Annotated in this window: 11 protein-coding genes and 1 pseudogene; 6 read left to right on the top strand and 6 right to left on the bottom strand. The window is 37.9% G+C overall.

What is annotated here, in order from left to right; translation table 11 throughout:
• Window positions 1–437: 437 nt before the first annotated feature.
• Complete coding sequence (locus tag PN471_RS15615; RefSeq protein WP_271777637.1) at window positions 438–1,493, top strand: PstS family phosphate ABC transporter substrate-binding protein; 1,056 nt, start codon at window positions 438–440, stop codon at window positions 1,491–1,493.
• Between the two features lie 3 nt (window positions 1,494–1,496).
• On the opposite strand, the gene PN471_RS15610 is transcribed toward PN471_RS15615, so the two are convergent.
• The 5 genes from PN471_RS15610 to PN471_RS15590 all read right to left on the bottom strand — a co-directional run bounded on the left by PN471_RS15610 (window position 1,497) and on the right by PN471_RS15590 (window position 3,740).
• Window positions 1,497–1,637 carry a hypothetical protein gene (locus PN471_RS15610; protein ID WP_271777636.1) on the bottom strand — a complete coding sequence of 47 codons (141 nt, stop codon included), beginning with the start codon at window positions 1,635–1,637 and terminating at the stop codon, window positions 1,497–1,499.
• Between the two features lie 513 nt (window positions 1,638–2,150).
• Complete coding sequence (locus PN471_RS15605; protein WP_137907043.1) at window positions 2,151–2,486, bottom strand: XisI protein; 336 nt, start codon at window positions 2,484–2,486, stop codon at window positions 2,151–2,153.
• Complete coding sequence (locus PN471_RS15600) at window positions 2,474–2,890, bottom strand: XisH family protein (RefSeq protein WP_137907044.1); 417 nt, start codon at window positions 2,888–2,890, stop codon at window positions 2,474–2,476. Before PN471_RS15600 ends, PN471_RS15605 begins: the two co-directional genes overlap by 13 nt.
• Window positions 2,891–2,903: 13 nt before the next feature.
• Window positions 2,904–3,143, bottom strand: a complete 240-nt coding sequence (locus tag PN471_RS15595) for a hypothetical protein (protein ID WP_271777635.1) — start codon at window positions 3,141–3,143, stop codon at window positions 2,904–2,906.
• 411 nt (window positions 3,144–3,554) lie between these two features.
• Window positions 3,555–3,740 carry a hypothetical protein gene (locus PN471_RS15590; RefSeq protein WP_271777634.1) on the bottom strand — a complete coding sequence of 62 codons (186 nt, stop codon included), beginning with the start codon at window positions 3,738–3,740 and terminating at the stop codon, window positions 3,555–3,557.
• Window positions 3,741–4,005: 265 nt separating this feature from the next.
• Here PN471_RS15590 and PN471_RS15585 point away from each other — a divergent pair, with 265 nt between their 5' ends.
• The 5 genes from PN471_RS15585 to PN471_RS15565 all read left to right on the top strand — a co-directional run bounded on the left by PN471_RS15585 (window position 4,006) and on the right by PN471_RS15565 (window position 9,403).
• Window positions 4,006–4,638: a Uma2 family endonuclease gene (locus tag PN471_RS15585; protein ID WP_271777638.1), complete on the top strand. Its 633-nt coding sequence runs from the start codon at window positions 4,006–4,008 to the stop codon at window positions 4,636–4,638.
• 499 nt (window positions 4,639–5,137) lie between these two features.
• On the top strand, window positions 5,138–6,154 hold the full coding sequence (locus PN471_RS15580) for an ArsJ-associated glyceraldehyde-3-phosphate dehydrogenase (protein WP_271777633.1): 1,017 nt from the start codon (window positions 5,138–5,140) through the stop codon (window positions 6,152–6,154).
• Between the two features lie 111 nt (window positions 6,155–6,265).
• On the top strand, window positions 6,266–7,528 hold the full coding sequence (gene arsJ / locus PN471_RS15575) for an organoarsenical effux MFS transporter ArsJ (RefSeq protein ID WP_271777632.1): 1,263 nt from the start codon (window positions 6,266–6,268) through the stop codon (window positions 7,526–7,528).
• 229 nt (window positions 7,529–7,757) lie between these two features.
• Window positions 7,758–8,546: a Nif3-like dinuclear metal center hexameric protein gene (locus PN471_RS15570; RefSeq protein ID WP_271777631.1), complete on the top strand. Its 789-nt coding sequence runs from the start codon at window positions 7,758–7,760 to the stop codon at window positions 8,544–8,546.
• A 545-nt stretch (window positions 8,547–9,091) separates the two neighbouring features.
• A complete protein-coding gene (locus PN471_RS15565; protein WP_027403878.1) occupies window positions 9,092–9,403 on the top strand; it encodes a DUF6679 family protein in 312 nt (103 codons plus the stop codon).
• A 138-nt stretch (window positions 9,404–9,541) separates the two neighbouring features.
• Here PN471_RS15565 and PN471_RS15560 read toward each other — a convergent pair.
• A pseudogene (locus PN471_RS15560) lies at window positions 9,542–10,702 on the bottom strand (MBL fold metallo-hydrolase RNA specificity domain-containing protein); the annotation flags it as partial.
• Window positions 10,703–10,843: the final 141 nt, after the last annotated feature.

The following is a 10,843-nucleotide window of genomic DNA, read 5'->3' as shown; positions in this document are numbered from 1 at the left end:
GCACTTGATGAGGCAATTACTATGGCGGTTAATGCTATTACTGATGAAAATGCTCTCAATTGGTTTAATCATTGTGGATTGTTTTTTGACCCTATTTAGATAGCTATTTTTGTACTGGACTTGATCACAAACTGCTGTAAATTTTGACGGATAAAGAAGAAATGAACCACGAAGGACGCAAAGACCCCGAAGGAAGAAGGAAGAGGAAAAATTTATTTACCCGTCAATTAGTAATTAGTTATTCTCTCCAAAACTTGCTGCTCAGATTGAGGCTGGAAAAAAAATAAGCAGCTAAAAACATTATATAAACAATACATCAATTTTTTTTGATTAATTTTTACATCTGATGGTAAAGTAAATGTTGACATATCAACTTTTTTTGAAATAATGAGTACATAGGACAAATAGTCTACTCACTAATTATACAGGTCAAATCAGTGAATAAAACAGCAAGCGAATTAGTCTTAACCTTCGGAATACTAGCATTGACAAGCAGTTTTACAAATATGCTTGGTCTTGCCCAAATTCAAAAACCAAATGCAGCGACAGAAGTTACTAACTCTGCCACTGACGCACTTGTCAAAGTAGATGGTTCTAGTACCGTATATCCTATTACCCAGGCCATAGCCAAAGCATACGAAGCCAACCTAAAAAATAATAGTCAAATACAAGTAAATATTTCCGGTACTAGCGGTGGGTTTGAAAAATTTTGTACTCGTAAAATAGACATCAATAATGCTTCTCGGCCAATTAACCAGTCAGAAATGGCAGCTTGTAAGAAAAATGGCGTAAGTTACATGGAATTGCCCGTAGCTTTTGATGCCCTAACCATTGCTGTTAACCCCCAAAACACTTGGGCAAAAAACATTACAGTAGCCGAATTGAAAAAAATCTGGGAACCTGCGGCTGAAGGAAAAATTACAAAATGGAATCAAGTCCGAGCTTCTTGGCCAGACCGCCCAATTAAATTATATGGTCCTGGTGGTAAGTCTGGAACTTATGATTATTTTACCGAAGCAATTGTCGGTAAAGCCAAAGCCAGTCGCAAAGATTACACAGCCAGTGAAAATGATGAAGTTTTAGTTACTGGTGTTAATAAAGACCCTAATGCTTTGGGGTACTTTGGTTATGCCTACTACCAAGAAAACAAAGATAAGTTAATAGTTTTAGCAGTTAATAGTGGTAAAGGTGCTGTTTTACCATCACCAGAAACAGTAGAAAAAGCCAAATATCAACCACTTTCTCGACCTCTATTCATATATGTCAATCTTCGGTCTAGTAAAAACAAGACTTTGGTGTATAACCTTACAGATTTCTACATTAAAAATGCGGCAAAAATAGTCAGTTCTGTTGGCTATGTTCCCTTATCAGAGGAAGCTTACAAACTTAATTCTATCCACTTGTATAAAGGCAAAGCCGGAACAGTATTTGGTGGTAAATCGGAGTTTAACCTAACTCTTGGGCAATTGTTACGCAAACAAAAGCAATTTTAGTAATTAATAAACAGGAAAGGAAATTAGGATTCTTAAGTTTTCTCCATTGATTCTTTGTATTTGGGTTTTTGAACGCTGATGATATTGATCATCTACATCTACAGCAGCATAAAGTAGTCCAGCGTCAGCAATTATAGCTCTCAAGGTGTATTAGGTGGCAATGATTGTGAATATATTTGTTCAGCGAGAATTTGATCATGATTTACTGAAGTATTCAAAAATCCACTTCCCTGAGTTGCGAGAGTAAAGTTGATTTTATTTGTCTGAATCAAGATATCCAGGATTTGAGGATGTACAGGATGTTGTTGGATGATTTTTGGTAGGGAGTTGGTGATTTTTTTGTCTGATAGCGAAGCGTGGCGTTAGCCATATCAGGATGTCCAGGATTTGAGGATTTTCAGGATGTTGTTGGATGGTTTTTGGTGGGAACTTGGGGATTTTTCAGGATGTTTTTAAATGATTGTTTTTGAATAATTTAAACCATCTATAAACTAATATCCTGTAGTTTACCTTGAATGATAAATCTACCATTATTAATTTGTTGCCCTGGTTGCCAGATTATCATACCCTCGTAGATATGGTGAAGATTAATTTAATTATATCATGGTAATAATATCATGGCGTTGGTTATATTCCCGACTTCTTAAGAAATAGAAATTAAGCTACCCCATAACCAGTATAAGGACGTTTGTATGGTGGTTGTAAACCAAAAACAATATCCTCTTTTGGTACTCCCATATTGACTAATTCTTGAGCTAAATCTGTTTCTGTTGTATTTTGTTGAATCCAGATTTTGTTATTCTTAATGTCAAAATGAATGATGCTGTAATAAATTCTTTGGAATCCATTCCATCCTACATACATTAATTGATAATGATCATTATTTGTATCAAAAATTAATTCATTATCTATTTCATCATATTTTGGTTTGTATTTGCCATGTTCTTTGAGAATGGTTTGAATACATTGACGATAATGTTCTAAATTTGCCATTTGACAATTACCTCCGCTATTGGATCATATACTATAATTTTAATGTTATATTTTTCTACTGCTATTTTAGCAAGTCGAGTTTGAAAGAAGGAGATATAAGTATCATTGGGAACAGCTAAATATAATTCTCGTTCTGATTGAGTTTCTTCTAAAATAATTTGATAATTGAGAAATTGTCCTAATGCTGTATGAAAATCACTTACGGGAGAATTGCTTGCAAAACTCTTGATTTCTATAGCAATTTTTTCCTCTCCTTTGTCTGCTGCTATTAGTCTTTCTGCACCTAAATCAATTTTAAGTTTTGTTTCCTCAAGCTGAATTTCTAAAGGATCATGAGTAATTAACCATTGTTCTTTTAATAATGCGTTGACAACTGCTTGATGAAATAAATCTCTTGCTGACATAGTTATTTAGGATTTAATTTATTTGTCTGATAGCGAAGTGTGGCGTTAGCCCAGGATGTGCAGGATTTGAGGATGTACAGGATGTTGTTGGATGATTTTTGTGGGGAGTTGGTGATTTTTTTGTCTGATAGCGAAGCGTGGCGTTAGCCATATCAGGATGTCCAGGATTTGAGGATGTACAGGATGTTGTTGGATGATTTTTGTGGGGAGTTGGTGATTTTTTTGTCTGATAGCGAAGCGTGGCGTTAGCCATATCAGGATGTCCAGGATTTGAGGATTTTCAGGATGTTGTTGGATGGTTTTTGGTGGGAACTTGGGGATTTTTCAGGATGTTTTTGAATGATTGTTTTTGAATAACTTAAACCATCTATAAACTAATATTCTGAAAGTCCTGTTAATCCTTAAATCCTGGTTATCCTGATTCAGACAAATGCAAATTTCATCACCAAACAAACCATCTATAAATTACCATCCTGTACATCCTTAAATCCTGGTTATCCTGATTCTGACAAATGCAAATTTCATCACCAAACAAACCATCTATAAATTACCATCCTGTACCTGTACATCCTTAAATCCCGGTTATCCTGATTCTGACAAATGCAAATTTCATCACCAAACAAACCATCTATAAATTACCATCCTGTACATCCTTAAATCCTGGTTATCCTTGTTCTGCAAAATCCTCTCGCAATTGCATTTGCTGGTTGAGGGTTTTAATGGCGTATAATTTACCCGTGCTGGGTTCTAAGGCTTTATAGGTAGTCCCAAAACCACCACTACCCAAGGGTTTACCCTGAATGATAAATCTACCGTTATTAATTTGTTGCCCTGGTTGCCAAATAATCATACCCTTGTTAGTAGATACGGTGGAGATTAATTTAAATATATCGTCATAAGTAGGTAAACAGGAAAATTTAACGGTATGTAAAGTTATCTCAATGCGTTATTCTGATTGAGTTTCAGCCATTTTACAAAGCGCAACAAATTTCGCTTTTATTATGTACACCTACTTAATTATATCATTGCGTTGCTTAGATCCCCGACTTCTTGAAGAAGCCAGCAATCTGGAATGTTATAATATTAAAACATTCAAATCATAAGGAGTGGCAATGATGTTGTTAGAATTAAAGCGCATTCATGTACCACCAGGACAAAGAGTTATATTAGAAAATGTGACTTGGAAAGAATTAGAAACAATTATTGAAGAATTGGGAGAACATCGGGCTGCGCGAATTGCTTATGATAGGGGAATATTAGAAATTATGAGTCCTTTACCAGAACATGAATTTGATAAAGAAATTATTAGTGATTTAGTCAAAGCATTGTTAGAAGAGTTAGATGTTGAATTTATTAGTCTTGGTTCTACGACCTTTAAAAATCAATTTATGGCACAGGGTATAGAACCTGATCAATGTTTTTATATTAAAAATGAAGCTGTAATTCGTGGTAAAAAAAGATTAGATTTAACAATTGACCCTCCTCCAGATTTAGCTTTAGAAATTGATATTACTTCTCGTACCCATTTGAATATATATCAAGGTTTAAAAATTCCTGAAGTATGGCGGTTTGAAAACGGAATTTTGCGAATCAATATTTTACAAGATGGTGTTTATGTGGAATCGAAATCTAGTTTAAATTTTCCTGATTTACCTTTAATTGAAGTCATTCCTCAATATTTAGAAAAAAGTCGAACTACAGGAAGAAATACAACATTAAAGGCTTTCAGAAGTTGGGTGAATAGTTGATGATATATCTAGGAATTTTATTTGTCTGAATCAGGATATCCAGGATTTGAGGATTTACAGGATGTGGATTTTCTTGAGAGATTCAAAATCCCCGACTTCTTTAAGGAGTCGGGGATATGAAAGGTTAAACTACAACTTCTGCTGATTTTGCTTCTGGTAACAACCGCCTTATACCTTGCTGTTCAAAATATGCACTAAACTTAATCCGGCTACTCTGGTTAAGTAAGTAGCTTGGATTAGTTGATTAATTGTTACTTCGGTTTAGGCGATCGCTCTTTACACAACCGTTCTATCTGCAACTAGGAAAAAGCTTTTACTTCACTTTAGTCCAAAACCCGTTACTCGGATTGAGGTTGGTGAACAAACGTCTGCTAATGCTGGCAACTAGCAAGCGGCTAAAAACATTCTTTCTGCTGTGTATAAACAATACATCAATTTTCCTTGATTAATGTTTACATCTGATGCTAGAGTCAATATTAACATATCAACTTTTTTTGAAATGACAATTAAAGTAGGAATTAATGGATTTGGGCGCATGGGTAGATTGTCCGTTCGTGCTGCTTGGGATTACCCAGAAATACAATTTGTCCACATTAACGAAACCAAAGGTGGAACAGAAGCCGCAGCACATTTACTCAAATTTGATTCTGTACATGGGCGTTGGACACCAGAAGTAGAAGCGGTCAAAAACCAAGTTGTTATTGATGGTAAATCCCTGAGTTTTACTGAATATTCCCAACCAGGTGAAGTTCCTTGGGAAGATTTTGGGGTTGATATAGTTTTGGAATGTTCTGGTAAGTTTAGAACCCCCGCTACCCTTGACCCCTATTTTAAAAGAGGTGTGCAGAAGGTAATTGTTGCTGCACCTGTTAAACAAGAGGCTTTAAATATTGTCATGGGGGTAAATGATCACCTCTATGAAGTTGATAAACATCATTTATTAACAGCAGCTTCTTGTACTACTAATTGTTTAGCCCCAGTCGTAAAAGTAATTCATGAAGGTTTAGGAATTAAACACGGAGTAATTACCACAATTCACGACAATACTAATACTCAAACTATTGTAGATGCACCTCATAAAGATTTGCGTCGGGCTAGGGCTACAAGTATGTCTTTAATTCCCACTAGCACAGGTTCAGCCACAGCTATTGGGTTAATTTATCCAGAATTGAATGGTAAATTAAATGGTTTAGCCGTGCGTGTACCTTTGTTAAATGCTTCTCTCACAGATTGTGTATTTGAAGTTGTGCGGCCAACCACAATAGCCGAAGTTAATGATCTATTGAAAACTGCATCTGCACAAGGACCATTAATAGGAATTTTGGGTTATGAAGAACGTCCCTTAGTTTCTATTGATTATAAAGATGATCCTCGTTCTGCAATTATTGATGCCCTTTCGACAATGGTTATCAATGAAACTCAAGTGAAAATCTTGGCTTGGTATGACAATGAATGGGGTTATGTTAACCGCATGACTGAATTAGGGCGAAAGGTGGCTTTAAGTTTGCAGAAATAATGGTTTTCTAGGGGTGGGTTTTCAGTCCTACGCCATAAAGATTTTTGCACGCAGAGGCGCAGAGACGGAGAGAGAATTTTAGTTTGTATTTACGATTTTGAATTTTTAATCATGGCTTCTACTACTGCTTCTAATTCTAATTTCAAGAATTATATTCTGGTGACACTGGCATACTGGGGCTTCACTTTGACTGATGGGGCTTTGCGAATGTTGGTTTTACTCTATTTTAATAAAATTGGTTATACACCTATCCAAATTGCCTTTCTGTTCCTGTTTTACGAGGTATTTGGAATTGTTACAAACTTTCTCGGCGGTTGGATTGGTTCTCAGCTTGGGTTAAAAGTAACTCTTTATACTGGGATTGGATTACAGGTGTTTTCTTTAATTATGCTGTCTTTTCTGAATCCAGGGTGGGCGCAGTGGCTTTCAGTCCTTTATGTGATGGTTGCACAGGCATTTTCGGGAATTGCTAAGGACTTAACGAAGATGAGTTCTAAAAGCGCCATTCGCTTGGTTGTGCCTCAAGATGCTCAATCTTCTTTGTTTAAGTGGGTGGCTGTACTCACAGGTTCTAAGAATGCTTTGAAGGGTGTTGGTTTCTTTCTTGGTAGCGCCCTTCTTAGTTCTGTGGGTTTTATTAATTCCCTGTGGATTATGGCTGGGGGACTGGCTTTAATTATGTTTTCTGGGTTAATGCTGCCCAAAGCCATGGGTAAAATCAAGAAAAAGGTTAAATTTAGCCAACTTTTCTCTAAAAGCGCAGAAATCAATATTCTCTCGGCGGCGCGATTCTTTTTATTTGGATCTAGAGATGTATGGTTTGTTGTGGCTTTACCAGTGTTTTTACGGGGTACATTAGGCTGGTCTTTTTATCAGGTGGGGGGATTTTTAGCTTGTTGGGTGATTGGTTATGGGATTATTCAATTTTTAGCACCAACACTCATGCAGCGATTTGGTTCTGGTCGTCCACCTCAATCTCAAACTATTCGATTCTGGACATTTACATTAACGGCTGTTCCCGGTGCGATCGCTCTGGCATTACAATTAGGTTTACCTGCTAATATCGTAATTATTGCTGGACTTCTCGTTTTTGGTGTTGTATTTGCTTTCAATTCCGCTGTCCATTCCTATCTGGTTTTAGCATTTACTGATGATGATAAGGTGGCTTTAAATGTGGGTTTTTACTATATGGCAAACTCCGGTGGTCGTCTTGTGGGTACAGTTTTATCCGGTTTGGTTTATCAAATATTTGGCTTAGTTGGTTGTCTGTGGACATCAATGTTTTTCGTATTCGCAGCAGGTTTAGTTTCTCTGAAGTTACCTAATCCTCAACCTAGTAAAGCTATAGCTTGGAAAGCTGGAGACGGAGAATAATATTTCCCTGTCTAAAGATATGCTATGCAACCAGGTATATCCTACTCTAGTTGGATGACTCCAAAATTTATTTGAGTTTAAATATGGTGGTAGGCAATTGGTGACAGTTTTTGCCTCTTGCCTAAATACTAATTTGTAATACACATTTTATAATGAAGAAAATATTTCCGAATCCTGGTAGAAGTCGGGGATCTGATCTAAATTTAATCTATTGATTTATTTGAATTTAATGAAAGTTACTGATTTAATTACTTGGTTTGAAGAATGGGCCAATCCTGCTTGGTGCGAAAGCTGGGATAATTGCGGTTGGCAAGTTGAACCCGGTGTTTTGTCTACAGAAGCACGGGTTTTGGTGTGTTTAACTCCGACTTTAGCCGTTATGCAGGAAGCGATCGCTCTCCATGCTAATCTTATATTTGCCCATCACCCCCTCATTTTTCATCCCCCCAAATCTTTCCGCACTGGGGACGCTTTAACAGAAATGGTGCGGTTAGCTTTTGCCCATAACATCGGAATTTACACCGCCCATACTAATTTTGACCAAGTAGCAGATGGAACTGCTGACGTTTTAGCCCAACTGCTTGAACTTCAACAAGTATCACCCATTGTCCCTACTCAATTAGGTTTAGGTTATGGGCGTGTAGGAAGTATAAAACCTACTTTGACATTACAAGAATTAATTAACAATATTCAATCTCAATTAAACCCGCCCCATTTAATTTTTTCGCCAATGGCTGACTTACAACAGCAAATTTCCCGGGTAGCTGTTTTAGGTGGTTCAGGTGCAGGTTACATTTCAGCAGTAGTCAAAACTAATGCTCAGGTTTACCTAACCTCTGACTGCAAATTTCATCAATTCCAAGAAAGTCGTGATCGTAATCTTGTATTAATTGATGCTGGACATTATGCCACAGAACGCCCCGCGTGCGATCGCCTAGTCCAGAAATTTCAAGCCTTTAACTTAGATTGGGTCAAATTGAGCCAGCAAGATGAAGATTTCCGCCAGTTTTTACCCTAGTTAGATCACCGTAAACTATTCAGACCAAGTAATACTTACATCTTGCTTCCGTAACGCCCTGGGGATCTTATTCAAAAATTTATACAAGAAAAATTATTCACGGTTAAGAAATTAGAAACAATGTTATCATTTTCATATAATACAGATTATAACCCTGGCGAAAATCTTTTAGAGATCAGCCACTGGTTTGTCTGTACTTGGCTAGATAGTCTAGTTAAAAGGTAAAAAGCTATGTTATGTTCAGACGATTTTATTGCTAAAGCAGTCCTGGTAGGGATAAGTAACTTTCCCTGTGGAAACGCCAAATCAAAGAAAAATGTCTGTAGATGTTAACAGTTGCTATAGCTGTTCAACTAATGCGGTAAACTAAAGCTTAAGACCCAAAATTTCATCTAACACTAATGACTAAAAATAAGTGGTAAAATTGAGTCACTGAACTTACTGGGTTCTCACCGCGAAATTCACCTCTTAGAGGCTGATATTATGGGGATAAAACCCGAATTTGACAGGTTTAACTACGTTGTATAAAAAGGCAGAAGCACTACATGCTACACCGCAAAATTTATCAACTGTGTTGCGACGGGCGGGAGGTATGTGTTTTTTTGCGGGATCAGCAACGCTGGATAGAGCGGGCCCGCATCATTGATATCGAGGGCGATTTAGTGACTTTACGCTATGAGACAGACGAAGAAGATGAAGTTTGTTCTTGGGAGGAGATGGTTCGTCTTGAAAGCATCGGATCTGTTACTCAAAAATTAGCTTCAGTGCAACGCGGTAACATAGATCCGCTAACAACTGAAGAATGTCCAGAAGCAGAGCGTATCCCTAACCCTTATACTGACCTAAATCCAGATTAAAAGAGCCGTCAGCGTGTTGTTAACAAGAGGATTTAAACCCCACCTCAGCAACATTCCAGCTGTAGAGGTGACGGAATTAAACCCAAAATTAACTCAATGCTGATTGCTAATAGCTGATTAAACGCTCCTAAACTAAATTCACGTCAGGCGTTCAAAAGCAGGACAGTATCCGTCAAGGGTAACTTTGAAATTATATAAGGGGGCAGCGGGATTCCAACACCGTTGCCCCCTTTGGTGTCGGCAGCTACCACAGCACGCAACATCACTCGAATTAGGGCGAAGATGATTGGGGTTCACAAGTTCTCGTGGGGATAACCCCCGCAATACCAACTCTTCACCCTGCCAACGCGCTTCTATTAAACCCGTATCAGCGAATTGTCTCCAGCGGGGGTCTGCGGTTACTGTATCAGGGAGAGTGATGGTAATAACAGTACCTAATTCCGTCAATTCTCCCTCATAATTAGTTTCTGGGGCAGCAGGTTGTAAAAATGTTTCCCCAATTGGTAATTCTACTAGAGTTCCAGCTGCTGGTGAGTGGACATGATAGCGGTTTTGTAGCTCTTCTAAGCAAGTTAAATCTGCTAGATAGCTGGGAGAACCATGCACAAAAATAACGTGCTGGGGTCGTAAATTATGAATTAGCTGGGTTGTTCCTGGTCCATCACTATGTTGCGCTAAAAGATAACTTTCAAATTGCGTTGGCGCTAAATATTCTGAGTTAACGGGAAGATCAATTTTTTCCGGTAAAAGAATCAACCAATTGCCTGTGTTAGGTTGGCAGTATTTACGTAGATCTGCGGAAGATTCCGTGAGGACAATACAAGGAGATGTCCCTAAAGTGGCTAGATTTTCCGGCTTTAATCTTCTGACACGAGGCTTTACCCGTTCATCCCAAAATAAAGGTTGGTGTCGGGCAAAATTTTGGACGGCGGCGGGGAGATGGGGTAAAAGTTCTAAGTAGGCATCGCAACCAGCAGCTACAGCACCATCAACCCAAATATCTAAATCTCGACCTGTAAAGTGGTGATGGGAACGTAAAAGCATGAGTAATTCTTGACCTAGCCCTAATGCTGGGGTTAGTAAAATTACTGAATTGTTTTTCTCTGTGCCACTAGAACTAATGGCGCGATGAATCCTTTCTGCTAGTTGATTTTCTTGGTGACGACGATGGGTATGACGAGATGTACCATAACTACCTTCAATTAATAGCACGTCTAAATTTAAACCCCGGAGTTCATCTAGTCGTAACCCTTCGACTAAACGGGAATTGGATAGGAAAAAATCACCAGTGTAAAGTAATTAGGACTTACGCATTGACAGAATCAACCAAATATGGGGTATGGGTTTCGGGCATTTTAACGTGATTTTTTTGATGATTTTTGAGCGCTCGCTATTGAGCAGAAGTTAATCACCAAAAGCCTGAAACGAGGGATTTTCGTT

Origin of the sequence: Aphanizomenon sp. CS-733/32, from assembly GCF_028330045.1 — a bacterium.
In the GTDB taxonomy this organism is placed as follows: Bacteria; Cyanobacteriota; Cyanobacteriia; order Cyanobacteriales; family Nostocaceae; genus Dolichospermum; species Dolichospermum gracile.
Note: the sequence above shows the minus strand (reverse complement) of the source record. Positions and strands in the feature narration are given on the sequence as shown.